Genomic DNA, 22,189 nt, shown 5'->3' on the forward strand with positions numbered 1-22,189 from the left:
CGTCGCGTCGCGATGTCGTTCGTCAGCCCGACTTGCGACGCCGCGCGGCAAAGCCGACCACTGCCACGCCGGCAAGCATCAGCGCGTAGGTCGCCGGTTCCGGCACCGCTGAGGCGCCGAGCTGTCGCACGCTGAAGGCGCCGATCGAGCCGTGGAACAGGTAATCGCTGATGGTGCCGCCGCCCGCCACCGTCGCCGAGACGATCAGCGTCTGCGTGCAGCCCTGGCACCAGAAGTCCTGGTTCATGCGCGCGATGAAATCGCTCACCGACATCGCCTCGGACAGGTTCTGCTGGGTCACCGCGAACGGCATCGCCTGCATGAACTGGAACATCAGGCTCACGTTCTGCCCGCTCGCGGTCGTCCAGCCGACGCTCTCGTTGGCGCCCCACAGGTCCGCCCGGGACTCTCCGCCGGCCGCATCGAGGTAGGTGCTGATGTCCCGGATGTGGAAGGTGCTGACGTAGCTGCCGTCGATGGCAGCCGGCGCCGTGAGTTGTGCGTGCGCCAGGACACCGGCCGGAATCAGCGCCCCGGAGACCGGCTCGCTGCTCGTCAGGCTGCCCATCGCCTGGTCGCCCAGCTCGTAGCGCATGGGGCGGCCGTACCAGTCGACGGAGGGCTCGAAGACGCCCGTGCCGACGGCGGTGCTCATCCCCGGGCCGCCCACCTCGAACACGAAGGAGCGGGTGAAGGTGATCGGCGCCACCGGCGACAGATCCTGCCGCGATGCGCAGACGATCCTTTCCCAGTCCTGGCAGCCGACGGTGGACTGCATCCGCGTCAGCGTGCCGGTGAACGTGGCTTCGAAGCGCTCCGCGCGCGCCGGTGAAGCGGCCATGCTCGTGACGGCCGCCAGGGCGAGCGTCAGCCCGCCGATCTTCTTGTTCATGGAGTTCCTTCCCTCTCGGGCGGGATTTTCTCCATGTCAGCTTTGCAAAGCGTCGGCAGGCCCCCTCGAATGGAGGGGGCCGCAACGCCCGCTTACTTCACCCAGCCGATCTCCACCGCCGTCGCTGGACCGATGACCGTCTCGCCCAGGCCCGATGGGATCCGCTGCTCGCCCTCACGTACCGGGATGCGGCCGGCCATCAGCTCGGCCGCCGTCTGCGGATGTCGGGGCTCCTGGCGTGGTTCCGCAAAGCCCTCGGGGAACACCGGCGCCAGCGTCGACGGGTCGTACTTGTCGGTCGCGCCGAAGGTGTGCAGCGCCTCGTGCGCGATGACGACCTCGTTCTGCGCCTGCTGTCCCTTCGACGCGAACAGGTGCACCAGTCCGAGCCGGCCCTTCTCCAGCCCGATCGAATGCGGCAGCGCGCCGGCGAAGTCCGGCGGGTGGTACATCAGGAAGAGCTTCACGTCCGGCACCGGCGAGCTCGGCGGCGTCTGGCGCCAGGCCCACCAGCGCATCCGCAGGCTCCACGAGATCGCCGACAGCGGCCCCGCGTCGCGCGGCACCGCGGGTGGCGCGACACGTACACGGCTGCCCAGCACGATCCGCACCGGCTCGGACAAGGACACGCCGTACCGGGCCGCCTCCCGCTGGAAGTAGGGCGCCAGTCCCGCGAAGGCGGCGGCGTCCAGTCGCTCCAGATAGAGGTCCGTCACGGCGTCGCCCGACGCGTTGATCGGATACAGCGTCACGACCTGCGGCCGCTTCCAGGACTGGGCCTGCCAGCGGCCGACCAGCGTGGTCACCGCCACCGTCAACAGGATCCCGAGCAGGATCAGGATCCGCAATGCCTTGAACATGTCCTCTCCCTCATCGATCTTGCGGTCCCGGCCGGCTCAGTCGCCGCGGACCTTGCCGCGCCCGGCCTTGATGTCGCCGCGCTGGCTCTTGGCCTCCAGGCGGCGCTTCTGCGAGCCGTAGGTCGGCTTCGTCGCCCGACGCGTCTTCGGCGTGTGCGCCACGCTCTGCGCCAGCGCGACCAGGCGCGCGATCGCATCGGCACGGTTCTGCTCCTGGCTGCGTGATTCCTGGGCCTTGATCACCACGACGCCCTCGGCCGTGATCCGCTGATCGCTGAGCGCCAGCAGGCGTTCCTTGATCAGCGCCGGCAGCGTGGAGCGCCGGATGTCGAAGCGCAGGTGCACCGCGCTGCTGACCTTGTTGACGTTCTGGCCGCCGGGACCGCTGGCCCGGATCGCGGAGATCTCGAGCTCCCAGTCGGCCGGCGTCCAGTCCAGGTGCATGACGCCGACGGAGCCGGACGATCGCCGGGCCTCAGCCCAGCGTCTCGACGTGCACCGGCACGCGCCGGGTCACCGCGCACATCAACTCGTAGCCGATCGTGCCGGCCGCGCGGGCCACCTCGTCGATCGGCAGCACCGAGCCGTGGGGACCCTGGCCCCACAGCGTGACCTCGCTGCCGATGCCTTCGTTGGGAAGATCGCTCAGGTCGACCGCCAGCATGTCCATCGACACGCGACCGATCGTCGCGCTGCGCCGGCCGCCGACCAGCACCGGCGTGCCGTGCACGGCGTGACGCGGATAACCGTCCGCATAGCCGCAGGCGACCGTGCCGATGCGCATCGCGCGTTGCGCCACGAAGCTGCTGCCGTAACCGACGCTGTCGCCTTCCTTCAGGTGCTGCACTGCCAGCACCTTGGCCCGCAGCGTCATCGTGGGCTTCAGGTCCCAGTGGGCGATGTCGTGCTCCGGAAAGTCCGGCGCGCTGCCGTAGGTCATGATCCCTGAGCGCACCCAGTCGGCCCGCACCGCCGGGTCCTGGCTGTGACGCAGGATCGCGGCGCTGTTGCTCAGCGTGCGTGAGCCTGGCAGGTCGGCCGTCGCCTCCTTGAAGACGGCGATCTGGTGCGCGATGCCGCGCGGACCGTCGGCGTCCGAGAAGTGCGTCATCAGCGAGATCTCGTCCACCTGCGGCAGCGCGTTCAGCCGCGTCCAGGCGCCGCGGAAGGCGCTCGGCGTGAAGCCCAGCCGGTTCATGCCGCTGTTGAGCTTCAGGAACACGCGGTGCGGCTCATGGGTCTTGTGCATGGCCAGCCAGTCGACCTGCTGCTCGTGGTGCACCGCGTGCCAGAGCTTGAGGCGCGAGCACAGTTCCAGGTCGCGCGATTCGAAGCAGCCTTCCAGCAGCAGGATCGGGCCGCGCCAGCCGAGATCGCGCACGCGCTGGGCCTCGTCCAGGTCCAGCATCGCGAAGCCGTCGGCGCTGCGCAGCGCGTCGAACGCACGCTCGATGCCGTGGCCGTAGGCGTTGGCCTTCACCACCGCGAACACCTGCGCGTCGGGCGCGCAGGCGCGGGCGCGGGCGATGTTGTGGGCCAGCGCGGGCTGGTGGATGAGGGCTTCGATCGGACGCGGCATGGTCGCCCATTGTGCCGCGCCATGAACGGGTTCACGCTCCCGCGCGGCGCGAGGGGGAGGGCGTCCGGGAGACGGAAAAGCGGTGCTGGATAGCACAGGGACACTGTCCCGTGAAGCGCTGTTACGAAAACGAGCGCATGCTATAAACCCGCCGCAGCGCTGCCTTTCCCCACCCCGTGGACCCAGCGTGTTCACCGCAGTTCCAGGTATGCCGGGTCGATGAAAAAAGGCTTCTACACCATCATGTCAGCGCAGTTCTTCAGCTCGCTGGCTGATAACGCGCTGTTCGTGGCCGCCGTTGAACTGCTCCGCACCAGCGGCGCCGCCGAGTGGCAGCGTGCCGCGCTGGTGCCCATGTTCGCGCTGTTCTACGTGGTGCTCGCACCCTTCGTCGGCGCCTTCGCGGACGCGGTGCCCAAGGGCAAGGTCATGTTCATCTCCAACACCATCAAGGTGCTGGGATGCCTGAGCATGCTGGTGGGGGTGCACCCGCTGATCGCCTATGCGATCGTCGGTCTCGGCGCCGCCGCCTATTCGCCGGCCAAGTACGGCATCCTGACCGAGCTCCTGCCGCCGTCCCAACTGGTGAAGGCCAACGGCTGGATCGAGGGCCTGACCATCGCCTCCATCATCCTGGGCGCCGTCTTCGGCGGCCAACTGATCGGCGACAAGGCGTCGGCGTGGCTGCTGGCCATCGACGTCCCCTTCATCGACACCGGCATCGACACGCCGCCCGAGGCGGCCATCGCCTTCATGGTGGTGCTGTACTTCATCGCCGCGCTCTTCAACCTGCGCATCCCCCGCACGGAGTCCCCGCTGCAGCCGATCGCGCACAACGCGACCGACCTGGTGCGCGAGTTCGCCGCCTGCAATTCGCGGCTCTGGCAGGACAAGCTGGGCCAGATCTCGCTCGGCATGACGACGCTGTTCTGGGGCGTGTCGGGGAACATGCGCTACATCGTCTTCGCCTGGGCCGCGGCGGCGCTGGGCTACGGCACGACGCAGGCGTCGGCGCTGGCCGGCGTGGTGGCGATCGGCACCGCCGTCGGCGCCGTGGTGGCCTCGATGGTCGTGCGGCTGGACAAGGCCACCAGCGTCATCCCGCTGGGCATCGGCATGGGCCTGCTGATGCTGGTGCTGAACTTCATCAACAACCTCTGGCTGGCCATCCCCTTCCTGATCGTGCTGGGCGGGATCGGCGGCTACCTGGTCGTGCCGATGAACGCGCTGCTGCAGCACCGCGGCCACAACCTGATGGGCGCGGGCCGCTCGATCGCCGTGCAGAACTTCAACGAGCAGGCCTGCATCCTGGGCCTGGGCGCGCTGTACACGATGCTGACGCGCTTCGGCACCTCGGCCTTCGGATCGATCACGATCTTCGGCCTGCTGGTGGCGGGGATCATGTGGGTGGTCGGGCGCTGGCACGCGCACAACAAGATCGAGCACGCCGAAGAGCTCAACCGCCTGCTGGCCATCGCGCGCAGCGACAAGCACTGAGCGCGACGCCGGGCGGAGGTTTCCGCTCAAACGACGACGGCCCCTCGCGGGGCCGTCGTCGTTTGTGGCGTTCATTCTTACTCCCTCTCCCTCTCCCGCTTGCGGGAGTGGGCAGGGGTGAGGGCCAGCGGCGGTGGCAGTCCTGAAGCCCTCAGCGCCGCGCGCGCCCGCGCCCGGTCGGCGGCGCCGCGACGACGATGCCGCCGGTGGTCAGCACCTGGTCGATGTGCTCCGACCAGGCGCGGCCGATCTTCAGGCAGCCGCTGTGGTTGAGATGGATCTCGTTGTGCCAGTCGCCGCTGATGCCGCTGGCGCCCGGCGTGGCCGCGGCCAGGGGGACGGCGGTCGAGTCGAACACGAACAGCCCCGGGAACTGCTCCTTGTCCGCCATCAGCGTCTTCAGCAGCAGCGCCAGGTGCATGACCATCAGTCGGCTGACCGCCGCCCAGTCGGCCGCCGGGATCGCGTAGGCCTTGAGCGCTGGATACAGCCACGGGCCGTGGCCGGCGTCTTCCGCGCCGGCCGGGCGCGGCATCGGCACTGCGTAGCAATGGATGAAGACCGGCTTGCCCGCGGACGGCCCCTGGTCGCGCAAGGTCAGCAGGTGGCGCAGGTTGGCCTTCAGGTACTCGGCGTAGGTGGCCCAGCCGGGCTCCGAGAAGTAGCGGCCGACACCGGCGGACGGCGGCCCCCATTCGGTCTGGTTGCGCAGCAGCCGCAGATGCAGCGGCACTTCCACGCCGTCGATCTGCGTCGGCGTCTGGGCCGCCTGGATCAGGTCGTTGCCGCCGACGGACAGCAGGATGCCGTCCCAGACCGGCGCCTCGGGCGCGGTGAGCAGGCGCACGAAGTCGGGGGAAGACGCCAGTTCAACCACCTTGGACAGGCTTTCGCGCTGTCCGGCGCAATTGATCGCGACGGCGGCCTTGGTCAGCACCAGTTCCTGAAGCAGGTTCGCGTGCGCGCTGAGCTTGGCCTGGGCGGTCGAGAACCAGGAGTCTCCTTGAGCCAGCAGCCGCCAGTGATAAGTCTGCAGGTCGGGCCCGGGCTTGGACTGCAAATCCTCGGGGGCGAAACAGGCCAGGTGATCCAAGAAGCTCTCCCTACTTTGGTGGACGGGTCACACGCGACAGGGTAGGCCGCGTGCATGACAGGCGCACGGCGCCCCGATTGGAGGTCAGGGTCAGTCCTTGCGCCATGCTACAAACCCTGGGCATTGTTGGCCGGTCCGCAGCCCGGATCCAAGCCCCGTCGGGGGGACTGTTGCACAAGCCCCACCTCTTGGGCGTCCCCCCCGTTCCTTCGTCTGTCCCCAGTTCCCGAATGCCGATCCTCGCCCTGATGCTCAACGCCACCATCTGGGGGCTCTCCTGGTGGCCGTTCCGACAGTTCGAGGGGGCCGGCATGCACCCCTTGTGGACGACGGTGATCCTGTACGTCCTGTCGCTGATCGTGGTGCTGGCCAGCCAGCGCGGGGCGATGGCGGAATGGCTGCGCTCCCCCGGCCTGTGGGTGGTGACGCTGGCGGCCGGGATCACCAACACCGCGTTCAACTGGGGGGTGTCGACCGGCGACGTGGTGCGGGTGGTGCTGCTCTTCTACCTGATGCCGCTCTGGGCGGTGCTGCTGGCGCGGCTGGTCCTGGGCGAGCCGTTGACGGCGTCGGCCGGTCTGCGGATCGCCCTGGCGCTGGGCGGCGCGCTGGCGGTGCTGGCGCCGTCGGAGGGCGGCTGGCCGGTGCCGTCCAGCCTGCCGGACGTGCTCGGACTGCTCGGGGGGATGACCTTCGCGTTCAACAACGTGATGCTGCGCCGCGAAGCCGCCCGCAGCTCCGGCGCGCGGGCGCTGGCCATGTTCGCCGGCGGCGTGCTGGTGGCGGGCCTGTCCGCGACGGCCATGGCCGGCCAGGGCCTCGCGCCGTGGCCGTCGCTGCCGGGCGCGGCCTGGTTGCTGCCGCTGGCGGGGATGGCGTTGCTGTTCTTCGTCTCCAACCTGTCGCTGCAATACGGGGCGGCGCGGCTGCCGGCCAACGTGACGGCGGTGGTCATGCTGACGGAGGTGCCGGTGGCGGCGGTCTCGGCGCTGCTGCTGGGCGGCGGCACGCTGGACGGCAAGACCGCGGCGGGCGGCGCCGCGATCCTGGCCGCGGCGATGCTGGCGGCACTGGAACGCCGTCGCGCCTGATCCGTGCCGCCGCGCTAGGATGCACCCCGGTCCAACCGGTCCGCAACGAGGAGGTCCCCCATGAGCGCCAATGGCAAGACTGCGTTCGACTTCGACGCCGTCAGCATCGCCGGTGAACCGGTCGAGCTGTCGCAGTACCGCGGCCGCGTGCTGCTGGTCGTCAACACCGCCAGCGAATGCGGCTTCACGCCGCAGTTCAAGGGGCTCGAGGACCTGTGGCGCGATTTCCAGGCGCGCGGGCTGGTGGTCGTCGGTTTCCCCAGCAATGAATTCGGCGGCCAGGACCCGGGCAGCAACGAGGAGATCTCGTCGTTCTGCCAGCTGAACTACGGCGTGAGCTTCCCGATGATGGCCAAGATCAAGGTCAACGGCGGGGAGGCGCACCCGCTGTGGCAATGGCTCAAGGGCGAGAAGCCCGGCATCCTGGGCACGCAGGCGATCAAGTGGAACTTCACCAAGTTCCTGGTCGGCCGCGACGGCCAGGTGCTGAAGCGGTTCGCCCCGAACGACTCGCCGGACTCGATCCGCGGGGAGATCGAGGCGGCGCTGGCGGACTGAGCCTCACGGCGGGGGCGTTCCGCCTTCCACCTCATCGACGACATGCACGACGCCGACCGCGAAGCCTTGGGGCGCATCGCCCACCACTTCACCCGGTTTGCCGAGACCGACGGCGCGGACGACGCGCTGTACCAGGCGCTCGCCGCGATCATCGCGGCGGATCCGGAGCTCATGGCCCTGCTGCTCGAGGCGCCGCAGACGCAACGCAAGCCGGTGCTGCTGCTGGCCGCGCTGCACGACCGGATCCTCGCGGGCGCGCCGCACCCGCTGCCCGCGTACTACGCGAGCGTCGGCGGCACGCGGCGTCCAGACGGCGACCTGGGACCGCTGCTCAGGGACTTCGTCCATCGGGAGGATGCCGCGCTGCGTGCGCTGATCCGCTCGCGCACGACGCAGACCAACGAGACCGGCCGCTGCGCCGTGCTGCGGCCCGCGTTGCAGACGCTCGCCACGCGGCTGGGCGGCACCGACGACCAGCCGGTCGAGCTGGCGTTGTTCGAATTCGGCTGCAGCGCAGGCTTGATCCTCGGCGTCGATCGCTACGCTTACGACGATGGGGTCCAGGCGACGCCCGGCGAGCGCGCCGATGCGCCGTTGATCCGCAGCGCCTGGCGGGGTGAGCGCCCCGCCGCGCTGCTCGGTGCGTCACGCTGGCGGGCCAGCCGCCGCATGGGCGTCGACCTGCATCCCATCGATCCCGCCGACGACGCGGCGGCCCGGTGGCTCCGCGCGTGTCTCTGGCCGGGCGATGCCGCGCGTCGCGAGCGCCTCGACCGCGCCCTCTCCGATGCACGACGGCATCCGTTGCCGCTGGTGCAATCGGAGGATGGGCTCTCGGTCCTGGAGCGCTGGCTCGATGAGCTGCCCGCCGGCGTCACGCCGGTGATCTTCAACGTCTGGGTGCTGGCCTACTTCGACGCCGCGGCGTTCAAGACGCATGTCGAGCGCATCGGTCGGCTGGTGCGCGAGCGTGGTCTGGCCTGGATCAGCGGCGAAGTGGGCAAGCTCGCGCCGCTCCCGTCGCCACCGGACTGCCCGGCCGGGGAATCGCCCGGCAGCGGCACGCTGTGGACGCTGCAATGGCGCGACGGCGGGGAGGTTCGCACCGAGCCGCTCGCCTGGTCGCATCCGCACGGACGGTGGATCGAATGGCTGGACGCCGAGGGCGTCCGCTCGGCTTGAGCGACTCCCCGTCGCTCCGACCTCAAGCCACGGCCGTCAGCTTCACCAGACGCAACGGCGCGCCGAGCAGTTCCCCGGCTTGCCGCTCGAACGCGCGGAAATGCGGCGTGGCGCGGTGGGCCTCCAACGCGGCCTCGCCGTCGAACGCCTCATGCATCTGGAACGTACCGGGCTCGTCGAGCATTTCGAAGAGGCGGTAATCCCGGCAACCCGGCTCCAGCCGTGTCGGCGCCACCAGTCCGGCAAGGGCGGCCCGCAGGTCGTCGCGACGGCCGGGTGCGGCCGTCAGCACCGCGATCATCGTCAGCGGGCGGGGGGAAGAGGGGTCCGTCAGGCTCATGGGGCGCTCCAGGGAAGGAAAGCGGCGAATGCTAGGCGCCCCGCGTCCAACGCGACAGCCCCTCGCACACGAAACACTTTCAACCCGGACGCAAGAACGCGACCCCGATAGGATCGGCCCTTCCTTCGCTCCCGAGGGGGCGGTTCCTTCAAGAACGATCTGGAGACTTCGCCAATGCTCGCTACCCTTCCCACCTTGCGCCGCGCAGCGCTGGCCCTGGCCGCGATGACCGCCCTCGGCGTCCAGGCGCAGACGGTGCCCGAGCTCAACGCGCTCGCCGCCAAGGAACAGCCCGCGTTGATGAAGACGCTGCAGCAGCTGGTCGAGATCGAGTCCGGCAGCTCCGACCGCCAGGGCCTGGACCGCATCGCCGGCGTCATCGCGCAGCGCCTGCGTGAGCTCGGCGGGCAGGTCCAGCTGATCGATCCGGACACGATCATCGCCTCGCCGACCTCGGACGCGGGCGACGGTCCGGCCAAGGTCGGCCAGATCGTGCGGGCGTCGTTCAAGGGCGGCAACGCCAACGGCAAGCGCCTGATGCTGATCGCGCACATGGACACCGTCTACCAGCGCGGCGGTCTGAAGCAGCAACCCTTCCGCATCGACGGCAACCACGCCTACGGGCTGGGCATCGCCGACGACAAGCAGGGCGTCGCCACCATCCTCCATGCGCTGGCGATGCTGAAGTCGGTCGGCTTCAAGGACTACGCCGAGATCACTGTGCTGATCAACGGCGACGAGGAGATCGGGTCCCCCGGCTCGAATGCGCTGATCACGAAGCTCGGCGGCGAGCATGACGCCGTGCTGTCCTTCGAAGGCGGCGGCGCCCCGACATCGCCGGACACGGTGCGCCTGGCCACCAGCGGCATCGCCTCGGTGGACCTGAAGGTCAAGGGTCGCTCGTCGCACGCGGGCGCGGCGCCGGAGAAGGGCATCAACGCGCTGACCGAGCTGTCGCATCAGATCCTGCAGACGCGCGACCTGTCCGATCCGAAGCGCGGCCTGCACCTGAACTGGACGATGTCCAAGGCGGGCTCGGTCCGCAACGCGATTCCCGAGCGAGCCGAGGCCCAGGGGGACGCGCGCGCGGACCGCTTCGCCGACTTCGACGGCATGGAAGCCGAACTGCGCAAGCGCATCCAGAACAAGCTGATCCCGGACGCCGAAGTGACTTTGAGCTTCGTCCGTGGACGCCCGCCACTGCAGCCGAACGACGCGTCGCGCGCGCTGGCCGCCAAGGTCAAGGCATTGGCTGACGAACAGAAGCTGGAGCTCGTCGTGCGCGACCGTTCAACCGGCGGCGGCACCGATGCCGCTTACGCAGCCATGGCGACCAAGGCGGCGGTGATCGAAGGCCTGGGCGTGCGCGGCTACGGCGCGCACAGCAGCGACAGCGAGTACGTCGTCGTCGACGCCATCGCGCCGAAGCTGGTGCTGGTCACGCGTCTGGTGATGGCGATCGGCAGCGGCAAGGCGCTCTGACGCAGCCCTCGGTGGCCCGGAGAAGCCCGCAGTCCTCGGTCGTTCGGGGACGGCATGGCGTGGGGTTTCGGACCTTGCGTCCGGGGCCCCATGCCATGGCGGCCAAGCGCGCCACAGGTGGCAGGACCAGGCGTGTTCAGGCCTTCGGATACAGGACCATCTGCGTGCAGCGGAACAGCGCGATCGTCTTGCCGTTGTGCGTGACGGTCGCGTCCCAGACCTGGGTGGTGCGGCCCATGTGGACGGCGGTGGCGGTGCACTCGATGACGCCGTCGCGGGCGGTGCCCAGGTGGTTGGACTTGAGTTCGACCGTGGTGAAGTTCTGCGCGCCCTCGGGCAGCGACGAGATGCAGCCGTAGCCGCAGCAGGTGTCGGCCAGCGTGACGACGCTGCCGGCGTGCAGGTAGCCGTTGGGCGCCATCACCTGCTGGGTGACCGGCAGGCGGGCGAAGACGCGGCCTTTCTCGACCTCGACGATCTCGATGCCCATGTGGCCGGGCAGGCAGGCGGCGCCGCGCGCGTTGAAGTCGTTGATCATGTGATTCTGTGGAGCGGGTGGATCAGGTCATGCGAAGCCGGCATTGTCGTCGGCCTGTATCGGCGCATCGGCAGGGGGGGTGTTCCGGTGCGGGCGGGCGCGGCTGGGGATAATGACGCGAGCCGATAGTCCAACGGGGAGTTCCCAGCATGTTCCAGCACGTCGACGCCTACGCGGGCGATCCCATCCTCAGCCTGAACGAGGCTTTCCAGAAGGATCCGCGCACGCAGAAGATCAACCTGTCCATCGGCATCTACTTCGATGACGATGGTCGCATCCCGATGCTGGACTCGGTGCGCCGGGCCGAGCTGGCCGTGGTGGAACAGGCGGGCGCGCGCCCCTACCTGCCGATGGAAGGCGCGGCCAACTTCCGCACCGAGGTGCAGAAGCTGCTCTTCGGCGCCGACAGCGAAGCGCTGCAGAGCAAGCGCGTCGCGACGATCCAGGGCGTGGGCTCGTCCGGCGGCCTGAAGGTCGGCGCGGACTTCATCAAGCGCTACTTCCCTGACAGCGCGATCTACCTGAGCGACCCGACCTGGGACAACCACCGCGCGGTCTTCGAGGGCTCCTACATCGAGTGCCGCAGCTACCCGTACTACGACGCCAGGACCGGCGGCCTGCGTTTCGACGCGATGCTGCAGGCGTTGTCGGAGGCGCCGGCCCGCAGCGTCGTGCTGCTGCACGCGTGCTGCCACAACCCGACGGGCGTGGACCTGTCGCAGTCGCAATGGGACGCGCTGATCCCGGTCCTGCAGGAGCGTGAGCTGATCCCCTTCCTGGACCTGGCGTACCAGGGCTATGGCGACGGGCTGGAGCAGGACACCTTCGCGATCCGGGCGCTGACCTCGGCGGGCCTGAGCTTTTTCGTCGCGAACAGTTTCTCCAAGAACATGAGCCTGTACGGCGAGCGCTGCGGCGCGCTGTCGGTCGTGTGTCCGGACGCGGCGCAGGCAGCCAACGTGCTGGGGCAGCTGAAGTTCACGATCCGCCGCAACTATTCGAACCCGCCGATGCACGGCGGCCAGGTCGTGGCCAAGGTGCTGGGCGACCCGCAGCTGCGCGCGCTGTGGGAAGGCGAGGTCGAGGAAATGCGCGAGCGCATCCTGGCGATGCGCAACGCGCTGTTCGAGGTCGTGTCGGCCAAGGTGCCGGGCCGCAACTTCGACTACTTCCTGAAGCAGCGCGGCATGTTCAGCTACACCGGCCTGACGCCGGAACAGGTGGACCGCCTGCGGGAGGAATTCGGCGTCTACATCCTGCGTTCCGGCCGCATGTGCATCGCGGGCCTGAACACGCGCAACGTCGAAGCGACGGCGAACGCGATGGCGGCCGTCCTGGCATGACCTGACCCGTCAGTGCCGGATGTTTGGAGGGCAGCCGGGAGGCTGCCCTTTTCGTTTCGCGAACGATCGGGACGAACTTTCTTGGTTTGCAGGCGCACTTCGTGCACCCCTCGTACCAGGATGTCCCATGTATCCCCTTCCGTTGTCCGCAGTCCGTCAAGTTCCTCTGGCGGCGGATGTCGATGCCGCCGAGCCTCATGGTGGTTTGTCAAATGAACCGGACGCTTCCTCGTGGCAGGCGGCAGGGCCTCGCAGACAGCGGCCAGTGCCCCATGCCGCCACCTTCGCCGGCGCGGCCGCCTTGCGCAGGCAGCAGGGCTCAGGCCACGGGCGGGCTCACAACGCGGGCATCATCGATGAGTTCCTGGACCGGCGCTGCAATGGGCTGAGCGCGCTGAAACGGACCGTCACGGCGATCCACCAATGCGGCGCCAGGACTGTTGACGCGCTGGCCTGCTTCGAGGAGCTGGACCGGGCGGCTCGTCGGTCGGGCGACGCTCGGGCCAGTCCCAACCGGTTCATCTACAACGCGCTGATCTCGGCGCATGTGAAGGCCATGGACCCGGACGGCGCCGTCCAGTGGTTCGAGAAGATGCTCAAGAAGGGCATCAGGCCGGACGTGGTCACCTACAGCACGCTGATCTCGGCGCATGAAAGGCTCGCCGACCCGAAACGCGCCGCCGATTGGTTCGAGCACATGGTGAACAACGGCGTCGAGCCGAACGCTGTCACGTACAACGCGCTGATCTCGGCGTACGCGAAGGCTGCGGACCCGGAAGGGGCCAGCGACCGGGTCGATCAGATGGTGAGCGACGGCATCGAGCCGGACATCTTCACCTACGGCGCGCTGATCTTGGCGCACGCCAGGCGTGCCGACACGCAAGGTGCCGTCCGATGCTTCGAGCACATGCTGGCGCAAGGCATCCAGCCGAATGCGCGCATCTACAGCACGCTGATCTCCGCGCTGGAGAAGGGTGGCGATCGGCGTCAGGTAAGCAGGCATCTGAGAGACGCCGTCGCGTGCGGGGCCTTCCAACACTGCCTGGGCTACGACAAGGACAGCAACAAGCTGGACTTGCACAGTCGAGCCGTCGAGTCAGGCGCGGAGCACGAACGAAAGGGCGTCTGCACGGAGGTGGCGCGGGCCATCTTCCGTCATCTGTTGAATGAGCAGGTGATCAACCGGCAGACCACCGTTGTCGTGGGAAGTCACGGCGAGGATCTGATCAAGGAGGCGATCCGGCAGTGCATGGTCGATGCCGGATGGACGCCGCACCACCCGATCGACCACCGCACAGGACGTCCCAACGTGGGATGCTGGGTGGGGAGCGACCCAGGCCCCAGGGGGACGGCGAAGTCCGCCACGTCACGGAAGCCGCAGGCATCACCCTTGCGCGCATTCAACAAGGTTATGGGTAGCGGCACCGCTTTCATTGGCTGACGTCGTCACGAGTCCGTAACCTCCCGGACCATTCAAGAATGATTTCGTCCGGGATGAAGCAGCTAGTCGTGATCGGTGGGGGCGTCGTGGGCGTCACCACCGCCTGGGCCCTGGCGGAGGCGGGGCACCGGGTGACGCTCGTGGAGCGCGAGGCCACGCTCGCCACCGGCGCCAGCCGTGCGAACGGCGGGCAGCTCAGCTACCGCTACGTGTCGCCGCTGGCCGATGCCGGCGTGCCGCTGAAGGCGCTGCGCTGGCTGCTCGATCCGGACGGCCCGCTGCGCTTCAAGCCCGACGGCACGACCGCGCAATGGCGCTGGTTGGCCTCGTTCCTTGCGCATTGCCGCGGGCCGGTGAATCAACGCACGACCGAGCGGCTGCTCGAACTGGGCGCCTTCAGCCAGCAATGTTTCGGCGAACTGCAGCGGCACGCGGCGCTCGATGCCATTGCGCTGCGCACGCCGGGCAAGCTGGTCGTGTACCGCAAGGCGGAGGAATTCGCCCGCGTCGCCGCGCGCACGCCCGCCGGCGGGCCGGAACGGGCGTTGACCCGCGATGAGTGCCTGGCGATCGAGCCCTCGCTCGGCGACGGCGGCGCGCAATGGCTGGCCGGGGGCATCTTCACGTCCGGCGAGGCCGTCGCCGACTGCCATGCACTCAGCGTGCAACTGGGCGAGCGGCTCGCGCGGCATCCGAATTTCCGAGGGCGGGTGAAGGCCAGTGCCACCGGATTCGTCGTCGAGGGCGGCCGCGTCGTCGCGCTGAGGACGGACCAGGGGGATCTGGTCGCGGACGGCGTCGTGCTGGCCGCCGGCCTGCAAAGCGCGGCGTTGGCGGAGCTCATCGGCGTGCGGCTGCCGCTGTACCCGCTGAAGGGCTACAGCCTGTCCGCGCCAATCAACGGCGTGCATCGACCGCCGACGGTCAGCGTCACGGACTTCGAACGCAAGACGCTCTACGCCCGCATCGGCGACCAACTGCGCGTCGCGGCGATGGTGGACCTGGTCGGCGACGACACCAGCATCGACCCCAAGCGCCTGGCGGCGCTGCAGCGCAACGTGCGCGAGACCTTCCCGAGGGCGGCCGACTACGAGCACGCCGTGCCCTGGGCCGGCCTGCGCCCGGCGACGCCGAGCGGCGCACCCATGCTCGGCGAGACGCCGCTGCGCGGGCTGTGGCTGAATGTCGGCCATGGCGCCCTGGGATTCACCTTTTCGTTCGGCTCGGCCCGCATCGTGGCCGACCTCATCTCCGGCAAGCCCAGCCCGATCGCGCTGGACGGGCTGCAACTCCGCGCCGCCTGAGGGGCCGTGATGACGACGGTCGGCAAGCCCGTCGCGCTGGACGCGGCCTCGCTCGCCGAAGCGCTGCGCGCCGCGGTGCTGGCGCAGGAGTTCGGCGCCACGCGCGATCCGCAGGACGAGGGCAGGTCGATCCGGCATTCCCCAAGCATCGACCTCGCCGTGGTCGCGTTCCCGGAACGGGGCGCACCGGTCGCGGCGAACGTGCTGTTCTCGCGTGAGTTTCCCGAGGGCCTGGTCGCCGATATCGCGGCGGGCGCGGGCGCCGTGCGCAACATCCGGTATCTCGCAGATCAGCGCGATGCCGAGGGTAACTCGATCGCCTGGCGGCCGGCGTCCGACTGGTCCGCGATGGACTGGGTACCGCTGGCCGGCGACGTGGGCGAGGGCGGCGGTCGCGTGGTGGCGCCGTACCCGGCATCGCTGCTCAAGCTGATGCTGCTGGTGGGCGTGGGCCGTCTGGTCGACCAGGGCCGGGCGGGCTGGTGGCAGCCGTTGACCTACAACGGCCGCGAGCGCGCGGTGTCCGACTGGGCCTACGACATGGTCACGTGGAGCAGCAACGAGGCGACCTCGGCGCTGGTCACTTTGATGCACGCGGCCGGCGCCATCCGCCGCGACGGTGGGCGCGAGGTGCGCAACGAGCTGCACACGCTGTTCGCCTCGCTCGGGCTGACGACGCTGCGCTTCGCCAACACGACGGCGGAGGGCGGCTGGGGCAACGGCTCGGGATCGGGCGTGGGTCAGATCCAGATGACCGCGTGGGACACGGTGCGGCTGCTGTGGTGGCTGGACCCGGTGGCGCCGCGCGCGCCGTGGTTGCGCGCCGATGCGCCGCGGCTGTCGGCCGAGAGCCGCAACCAGGCCATGCATGCGTTGCAGGACCAGGCGCTGCACCAGGTGCTGTCGAGCAGCGCGCTCGGCGGCGTCCCCGGCTGGGTGCCGGGTCTGCCGGCGCGCCTGCCGGGCCGGTGGCTGCTTCCCGACGGCGCGCTGCACGCGGGCGAGGTGTCGTTGCCCGGTGACCTGCGCCGTTTCGCCACGGGGGGCGAGGTCTGGTTCGCCCACAAGACCGGCAACACCGAGAACTACACGTCCGACGCGGGCATCGTGCGCGGCATCCTGCCGCGGCGCCGGCATTACCTGATCGCGCTGCTGAGCAACCTCGGCTCGCGCTACGCTCCGCACCCCAGCTGCTCCACGACCTGGCGCATCCCGGCGCTCGGCGCCGCGATCGACGCGCGGATGGCGGCGTGGCTGGAATCCTGATTCCGACGATGTTCCTGGCGCGCGCCGCCGATGTTGTTCCTCAACGCTGCTCATGGCTGAAGACACCTTCCTGCTGCCTCCGTTGCCCGAGCGCGCCTGCCTCGGCGTGATCGCCCCCGCCGGACCGCCGCGGGACGGCACGCTCGACCTCGTGGTGCCGCTGATCGAGCGGCTGGGTTTTCGCGCCAAGCTCTTCCCGAGCTGCCATGGACCGGCGTTCCTCGGTCATCTTGCGGCGGACGATGGACGACGGCTGGCCGACCTGCATGAAGCGCTGGACGACCGCCAGGTCGACGCGGTGATCGGCCTGCGCGGCGGCTACGGCTGCCTGCGCCTGCTCGACCGCATCGATCGCGCGCTGCTGCGTCGATCACCGAAGCCGCTGATCGGCTACAGCGATCTCACCGCGCTGCACGCGCTGCGACAGCAACTGGGTGTCGCCGGCTGGCACGCGCCGATGCCGGCCTCGGACTGGCACAAGGGCGACGCCGGTTGGGCCGATGCCGTCGCGCTGGCCGAGCGGCTGCGCCGCGGGCTTCGTGCGGGTGACTCTCTTGGACCTGCGCTCGCGCCGCATCCGCTGAACCGTGGCTCGACGCCGGTGCGCGGCGTGCTGAGCGGCGGCAACCTGGCGGTGCTCGTCGCGCTGATGGGCACGCCGTTCATGCCGGACCTGCGCGGCGCGGTCCTGTTCCTCGAGGACATCGGCGAGGACCCGTACAAGATCGATCGCCTGCTGTGCCAGCTGCGCCTGGGCGGCGTGTTCGACGACATCGCCGGTGTGCTGCTCGGCAGCTTCACCGATGCCGACACGCCCGACGAGGTGCTCGCCGACTACTTCGGCGACCTCGGCGTCCCGGTCCTCGCCGGCTGGCCGAGCGGCCATACGACGCCCAACCTGCCATTGCCGATCGGCGTGGCGGTGACTTTGGATCCGGTCGAAAGAACGCTCAGGGCTTGAGCGACGGCACGCCCCAGATCACCGTGGCACCAGCGGGCGCCACCACCGAAGTGCGATGAGTTCCTGGCGCGTTTGACGACTCGATCAAGTCGTGTTCCGGCAGCAGCGGGGTGCCCGGTGCGGGGAGATGGTCTCGCGGCATCTGATCGATGCTCACTGCCCAGAGCCCAAACTCGCCCGTCAGCTGACTCTCTCGCAGGAGCCACATCCAGGTGCCGGTCAATGCATCACGGATGCTCAATTGTCCTTGCTCGAGCAGGCGCAGATCACGCCCCGAGATTGGCGCCAGCAGCGTGAAGCGGAAGTGCGCGTCCTCGCCTGCCAGATAGGCCAGCATGATCTGGCGATGACTGTTGCGCGTCAGATAGACGATGGGTTGCTCGGCTTCGTACAACACGCGTTCTTCGATGAGCGGGATCGGAAGCAATCCATCGGGAAGTTTGGCGGCGAGGTCGAGATCAATGGTCATGGGCGGTCACCTCGAAATCGTTGGCATCCAGCATGTCGTTGAATGGCCACCAGTCCATGTGGTCGCTGGTGTGGGGGCGACTGATCGGGCCGTGCAGGGGCGTCAGCGTCGCCATAGCAATGTGAGCGCCGAGATGGGGTGAGCTCATCTGGCGATGTCGTGCTTCTCGCCAGGACGAGAAGACCGAGAGTGCTTGTCGGCGACACGGATCTGCCTTCGTGGCGATGCCGAGTTCCGCATGCGTGCGGAAGTCGAGACCCGAGGGCGGATGGGTCTTGACGATGCGATAGACCGGTTGATGACGAAGCGTGTCGAGCATCTTGTTCTCGCGCCGATGACAACCACTCCGATTCCGTCAAGAAATTGGAATGCGCGGCGCGGGCGCCACACGACGGGATCTCCCCCATCGGAGGGCCGACTTCAGGACGAATCAGTCCCGGGCATGACCTGTCACTCACTCCTCTCGCAACAGTGCGAGGAGGTCGATGTGGCGCATGCCGTCTATCTGGTCGAAGGCTTTCAACGTTGGATGCGCAAGCAGGCCATGCAGAGACGCCGACCTCTGCCGCGCCGTGGCGGAAATGGAACGCGGACTGATCGATGCAAATCTCGGTAGTGGACTCTTCAAGAAGCGGATCGCACGATCCGGGGCCGGCAAGCGCGATGGGTATCGCGTGATCCTGGCCCATCGACAAGGCGCTCCGTGGTTCTTCATTGAGGGCTACGCCAAGAACGTCGTCGCAAACATGGATGAGCAGCAGTTGCATAACTGCAGGACCATGAGTGTTTTCCTTTCCGCAATGGACGCAGGCCATCTTGAAACCGCCATCAACTCAGGATTCTTGAAAGAGGTGAACTGTGATGCGCAAGCGCAAGTACGACTCGATTGACCGAATGGTGAAGACCGGACGAGGCATGCACGCTCTCGGGCTGATGAGCGACGAACACATGCAGCGTCTGGGATGGGGCGGCATAGCGCCTCCTGGGGACCTGACGCCCGAGGAGGTCCGCGCCATCCGGGAGGAGGAGGATCTGAACCTCTATGTCTTCGCCAACATGCTCAACACGACGGCGCGTCTGCTGCGCCGCTATGAGCAGGGAATGACCCGACCCACCGGACCCGTCCTCCGACTGCTGCACACGATCCGGGAACAGGGCATGAGGAACGTTTTTCCCCTGAGTTCCCGTGCACTCGGCGGCATCACGAAAAAGCCCGCCGGTCTCCCGGCGGGCTTGGTGTCCGAAGGCCCGCCGCGCGAGGCGGCAGACAGTGCTTGATCAGAAGAACTTGTAGTCCAGGCCCAGCGTGAACGAACGTCCGCGCGGGTCGGCCACACGCGGCTCCCACGAGCTGCCCGAACCGGTGTTCGTGTCGTAGCTGTTCGCGAACGGCGGGTCCTGGTCGAAGATGTTCTTCACGCCCACGGTGACCGTCAGGTTCTTGATGCCGCTGTAGGCCACGCTCGCGTGGTGCAGGTAGTAGGGCTTGACCCACGGATCGAAGGCCGGCGCCGACGCGTTGCCGTTGGCCACGCCCGGCGGGACGTAGCCGTAGTAGCCGGTGCTGTACTGCTGGCGCAGCGACCAGGCCCAGTCGCCATACGTGTAGGTGATGTACGCGCTGTGCTTCCAGCGGATGCCCAGCTCGCTCGACCGCGTGAACTGGCCGATCTCGCTCGGGCCGAAGGCCACGTTGTCCAGCAGCTTGGAGCGCTTCTTCAGCAGGTAGGTGCCGTCCAGCCCCGCGCTGAGGCGGCCGCCGTTCATCGGCGTGCTGCCGCGCATCGACAGCTCCAGCCCGCGCGTCTGCGTCTCGCCGGTGTTCACCCAACGGGTGTCCACCGTCTGCAGCACGCCGTTGGCGTCGCGCTGGAAGGCCTGCGGGAACAGCTGGTAGTTGTTCAGGATCTGCGTCAGCGTCAGGCTCTGGATCTGGCCGTCACGACGGATGTCCCACAGGTCGACCGAGGCGCTGAAGTCCTTCACCGGCTGCCACACGAAGCCGATGTTGGACATCTTCGACTCTTCCGGCTTCAGGTCCGAGCGACCGCCGAACAGCGTGTTGAAGGTGACCGCCTGGCAGCCCGGTGCGTTGCTGACCACGTTGGTCGGGCAGGTCGACGGATCCGGCACGCCGGCGCCGGTGTACGGCGACTCGGTCACGCCGTTGAACAGCTGGTTGAAGGTCGGCACGCGGAAGCCGGTGCTGTACGACGCGCGGAACACCAGGCTGTCGATCGGCGCGTAGCGGATCGAGGCCTTCGGGTTGGTCGTGCTGCCGAAGCCGGTGTACTTGTCGTAGCGCACCGAGAGGTTCAGGTCCAGGTTCTTGACGATCGGGATGATGGTCTCGCCGAAGATCGCGCCCACCTTGCGCTTCACGCCGTTCAGCGCGTTCACGTTGTCGAACGGCGCGTTGAAGATCCAGGTGTTGATGTCGTTGGTGTTGACCGTCTGGTTGCCGTCGAAGCGGTACTTCTCGATCCGGTAGTCCACGCCCACCGCGCCCATCACGTCGCCGGCCGGCAGCTTGAACAGCGGGCCGGACGCCGTCGCGTCGTACTCGTCGGTCGTGTACTTGCCGCCGTAGAGCTTGGTGCCTTCCGCCGAGATCGCGTCCAGCGCCGCCAGCGCGGCCGGCGTCTGCGACTGGCCGGCCAGCAGGAACGGGTTGAGCACGCCGGTGTTGATCAGGTTGGCCAGGCCGACCCAGTTCTGGTAGCCGGAGCCCAGCACCGAGTTGCTCTTGCTGAACGCCTGCGACGCGCCGACCTTGTAGTCCCAGTCCTTGAGGAAGGGCAGCGGACCGTCCATGCTCAGCAGGTAGCGGCCGGTGTCGGTGGTGGTCTCGAATTCACGCGAGCCGCACTCCATGCAGCGCCAGCGGAAGGCCAGCGGCTTGCCGGCCTGCGAGGCCAGCGACGGGAAGGCGCCGACCAGCGCGTTCCACACGGTCTGGTAGCTGGCGCCGGACGACGGATAGGCCAGGCTGCGGAACGGGCTCGGCACCGCCGTGCCGTTGGGCAGGCCGATCGTCGCCGTGGCGCTGCCGCTGCTGATCTGGTTGGCGGAGAAGATCTTCTGCGACTCCGACTTGCCCAGCAGCACCTCGCCGGTCAGCGTGTGCTCGCCCAGCTTGAGCATGCCGCGCGTGACCAGGTTGGTGTTCTTCACCGGCTGCTGGATCACCGCCGCCTTGCCCGAGTCCCAGGCGCAACCGAACTGGTTGGCCGGCGACGCGGCGGCGGAGTTCCACAGCTTCTCGGCGTAAGGCGCCATGCCGGGTTGCGAGGCGCAACCCGCGCCGCCCGGCAGGTCCAGGATGTTGGCGCTGGTGAGGGTGGCGCCGTTGTAGACCGGCGGCGTGATCGTGGGCGAGAAGAAGACCGTCGCGAACGGCGTGCCGCGCGTGTCCGGGGACAGGCCGCGCTCGGGCTGGAAGCTGTTGACGAAGTCGCGCTGCGAGCCGTCCAGGCGCTTGTTGTCCGTCATGGACAGCACGGCCATGACGTTGAAGCCGTCCTTGTCGATGTTGCCCACGCCGCCGGTCACCGAGCCGCGGTAGATGTTGCCGCCGCCGTGCTGCGTCACGTCGGTGAAGCCGCTGACGGTCAGGCCGGTGTAGTCCTTGCGCAGGATGAAGTTGATGACGCCGCCGACGGCGTCGGTGCCGTAGGTCGACGAGGCGCCGTCCTTCAGCACCTCGACGCGCTCGATCGCGGCCATCGGGATCTGGTTCAGGTCGACGACGCCGCCGTTGAGGCCGTGCGCCGCGATGCGGCGGCCGTTCAGCAGGATCAGCGTCGCGTTGGCGCCCTGCAGGCGCAGGTTGGCGGAGGTCGCGCCGTTGTTGCCGCGGGACTGGCCCGAGACCACGTCCGCGTTGGAGGCCAGGTTGTCCAGGCCGTTGCCGTTGGACGAGAGCGTGGCGATCAGCTGCTCGGCCGACACGATGCCCTGGCGGTCGAGGTCGCGGCGCGAGATGGTCTGCACCGGCAGCGCGCCCTCGTCCTGGATGCGCTTGATGCTCGAGCCGGTGATCTCCACCCGCTCGATCTTCTGGACTTCCTGCGACCAGGCCGCCGCATGGGCGCCCAGGCCCACCACGACGAGGCAACGGGCGAGTTGATTCAGTTTCACGACCTTCTCCTTGTTAACCGGACCGGCGTCCTGGAACGCCTCCAACGACTGGGGTCGTCCGATGCGCGGCCGACCCTTGGGGTGCTGTGTTGCGAGCTGTGAATGATCTTCAAGCACGAGCGGTTTTCACCGTCATAGGAACGTCACCCATTT

At 68.5% G+C, this 22,189-nt stretch carries 22 protein-coding genes; 12 read left to right on the plus strand and 10 right to left on the minus strand.

The annotated features are described in order from the left end of the window. Window positions 1-22: 22 nt before the first annotated feature. The 4 genes from AC07PR_RS22640 to alr form a co-directional block, all read right to left on the minus strand. The gene (locus AC07PR_RS22640) at window positions 23-892 is read right to left on the minus strand and encodes a PEPxxWA-CTERM sorting domain-containing protein (protein WP_495136648.1); all 870 of its coding nucleotides are present in this window, start codon (window positions 890-892) and stop codon (window positions 23-25) included. A 92-nt stretch (window positions 893-984) separates the two neighbouring features. Then, window positions 985-1,752, minus strand: a complete 768-nt coding sequence (locus AC07PR_RS22645) for a hypothetical protein (RefSeq protein WP_495136649.1) — start codon at window positions 1,750-1,752, stop codon at window positions 985-987. A gap of 36 nt (window positions 1,753-1,788) precedes the next feature. After that, window positions 1,789-2,196 carry an alternative ribosome rescue aminoacyl-tRNA hydrolase ArfB gene (gene arfB / locus AC07PR_RS22650; RefSeq protein WP_377158606.1) on the minus strand — a complete coding sequence of 136 codons (408 nt, stop codon included), beginning with the start codon at window positions 2,194-2,196 and terminating at the stop codon, window positions 1,789-1,791. Between the two features lie 31 nt (window positions 2,197-2,227). Further along, window positions 2,228-3,331, minus strand: coding sequence for an alanine racemase (gene alr / locus AC07PR_RS22655; protein WP_483108434.1), 1,104 nt, complete (start codon window positions 3,329-3,331; stop codon window positions 2,228-2,230). 219 nt (window positions 3,332-3,550) lie between these two features. Here alr and lplT point away from each other — a divergent pair, with 219 nt between their 5' ends. After that, a complete protein-coding gene (lplT, locus tag AC07PR_RS22660) occupies window positions 3,551-4,828 on the plus strand; it encodes a lysophospholipid transporter LplT (RefSeq protein ID WP_483108435.1) in 1,278 nt (425 codons plus the stop codon). Between the two features lie 151 nt (window positions 4,829-4,979). On the opposite strand, the gene AC07PR_RS22665 is transcribed toward lplT, so the two are convergent. After that, window positions 4,980-5,921, minus strand: coding sequence for a hypothetical protein (locus tag AC07PR_RS22665; RefSeq protein ID WP_483108436.1), 942 nt, complete (start codon window positions 5,919-5,921; stop codon window positions 4,980-4,982). A gap of 230 nt (window positions 5,922-6,151) precedes the next feature. On the opposite strand from AC07PR_RS22665, the gene AC07PR_RS22670 reads away from it, so the two are divergent. From AC07PR_RS22670 to AC07PR_RS22680, 3 genes are read left to right on the plus strand one after another with little or no spacing between them, the layout of a single operon-like run. Further along, complete coding sequence (locus AC07PR_RS22670) at window positions 6,152-7,012, plus strand: DMT family transporter (protein WP_495136650.1); 861 nt, start codon at window positions 6,152-6,154, stop codon at window positions 7,010-7,012. A gap of 60 nt (window positions 7,013-7,072) precedes the next feature. Next, window positions 7,073-7,570, plus strand: coding sequence for a glutathione peroxidase (locus AC07PR_RS22675; RefSeq protein ID WP_377158597.1), 498 nt, complete (start codon window positions 7,073-7,075; stop codon window positions 7,568-7,570). 42 nt (window positions 7,571-7,612) lie between these two features. After that, window positions 7,613-8,752 (plus strand): DUF2332 domain-containing protein, encoded by a 1,140-nt coding sequence (locus AC07PR_RS22680; protein WP_495136651.1) that lies wholly within the window; start codon window positions 7,613-7,615, stop codon window positions 8,750-8,752. A 22-nt stretch (window positions 8,753-8,774) separates the two neighbouring features. Here AC07PR_RS22680 and AC07PR_RS22685 read toward each other — a convergent pair whose 3' ends face one another. Further along, window positions 8,775-9,092 (minus strand): putative quinol monooxygenase, encoded by a 318-nt coding sequence (locus tag AC07PR_RS22685; protein ID WP_495136652.1) that lies wholly within the window; start codon window positions 9,090-9,092, stop codon window positions 8,775-8,777. A gap of 174 nt (window positions 9,093-9,266) precedes the next feature. On the opposite strand from AC07PR_RS22685, the gene AC07PR_RS22690 reads away from it, so the two are divergent. Beyond that, complete coding sequence (locus tag AC07PR_RS22690) at window positions 9,267-10,574, plus strand: glutamate carboxypeptidase (protein WP_495136653.1); 1,308 nt, start codon at window positions 9,267-9,269, stop codon at window positions 10,572-10,574. A gap of 136 nt (window positions 10,575-10,710) precedes the next feature. Here AC07PR_RS22690 and AC07PR_RS22695 read toward each other — a convergent pair whose 3' ends face one another. After that, window positions 10,711-11,112 carry a PaaI family thioesterase gene (locus AC07PR_RS22695; RefSeq protein ID WP_431101080.1) on the minus strand — a complete coding sequence of 134 codons (402 nt, stop codon included), beginning with the start codon at window positions 11,110-11,112 and terminating at the stop codon, window positions 10,711-10,713. Window positions 11,113-11,261: 149 nt separating this feature from the next. Between AC07PR_RS22695 and AC07PR_RS22700 the strand changes: the two genes are divergently transcribed. The 5 genes from AC07PR_RS22700 to AC07PR_RS22720 all read left to right on the plus strand — a co-directional run bounded on the left by AC07PR_RS22700 (window position 11,262) and on the right by AC07PR_RS22720 (window position 17,427). Then, complete coding sequence (locus AC07PR_RS22700; protein WP_377158590.1) at window positions 11,262-12,455, plus strand: amino acid aminotransferase; 1,194 nt, start codon at window positions 11,262-11,264, stop codon at window positions 12,453-12,455. Between the two features lie 127 nt (window positions 12,456-12,582). After that, a complete protein-coding gene (locus AC07PR_RS22705) occupies window positions 12,583-13,896 on the plus strand; it encodes a pentatricopeptide repeat-containing protein (RefSeq protein WP_495136654.1) in 1,314 nt (437 codons plus the stop codon). After that, window positions 13,893-15,200 (plus strand): D-amino acid dehydrogenase, encoded by a 1,308-nt coding sequence (locus AC07PR_RS22710; protein WP_495136822.1) that lies wholly within the window; start codon window positions 13,893-13,895, stop codon window positions 15,198-15,200. Before AC07PR_RS22705 ends, AC07PR_RS22710 begins: the two co-directional genes overlap by 4 nt. 9 nt (window positions 15,201-15,209) lie before the next feature. Continuing rightward, a complete protein-coding gene (locus AC07PR_RS22715; protein WP_495136655.1) occupies window positions 15,210-16,466 on the plus strand; it encodes a serine hydrolase in 1,257 nt (418 codons plus the stop codon). Between the two features lie 52 nt (window positions 16,467-16,518). Further along, window positions 16,519-17,427 carry a S66 peptidase family protein gene (locus tag AC07PR_RS22720; protein WP_495136656.1) on the plus strand — a complete coding sequence of 303 codons (909 nt, stop codon included), beginning with the start codon at window positions 16,519-16,521 and terminating at the stop codon, window positions 17,425-17,427. Here the strand turns inward: AC07PR_RS22720 and AC07PR_RS22725 are convergent. Beyond that, on the minus strand, window positions 17,417-17,896 hold the full coding sequence (locus AC07PR_RS22725; protein ID WP_377158578.1) for a hypothetical protein: 480 nt from the start codon (window positions 17,894-17,896) through the stop codon (window positions 17,417-17,419). The genes AC07PR_RS22720 and AC07PR_RS22725 overlap by 11 nt on opposite strands. Continuing rightward, window positions 17,886-18,215: a hypothetical protein gene (locus AC07PR_RS22730; RefSeq protein WP_495136657.1), complete on the minus strand. Its 330-nt coding sequence runs from the start codon at window positions 18,213-18,215 to the stop codon at window positions 17,886-17,888. The genes AC07PR_RS22725 and AC07PR_RS22730 overlap by 11 nt, the downstream gene beginning before the upstream one ends. A gap of 166 nt (window positions 18,216-18,381) precedes the next feature. On the opposite strand from AC07PR_RS22730, the gene AC07PR_RS22735 reads away from it, so the two are divergent. Both AC07PR_RS22735 and AC07PR_RS22740 read left to right on the plus strand, forming a co-directional pair. Beyond that, complete coding sequence (locus AC07PR_RS22735; RefSeq protein ID WP_495136658.1) at window positions 18,382-18,786, plus strand: type II toxin-antitoxin system RelE/ParE family toxin; 405 nt, start codon at window positions 18,382-18,384, stop codon at window positions 18,784-18,786. Next, window positions 18,758-19,174, plus strand: coding sequence for a helix-turn-helix domain-containing protein (locus tag AC07PR_RS22740; RefSeq protein ID WP_483108446.1), 417 nt, complete (start codon window positions 18,758-18,760; stop codon window positions 19,172-19,174). The genes AC07PR_RS22735 and AC07PR_RS22740 overlap by 29 nt, the downstream gene beginning before the upstream one ends. Here the strand turns inward: AC07PR_RS22740 and AC07PR_RS22745 are convergent, their stop codons facing one another. Beyond that, window positions 19,175-22,036, minus strand: a complete 2,862-nt coding sequence (locus AC07PR_RS22745; RefSeq protein ID WP_377158572.1) for a TonB-dependent receptor domain-containing protein — start codon at window positions 22,034-22,036, stop codon at window positions 19,175-19,177. Between the last annotated feature and the right edge of the window lie 153 nt (window positions 22,037-22,189).

It is taken from the genome of Roseateles sp. GW821-FHT09H11 (genome assembly GCF_059415845.1).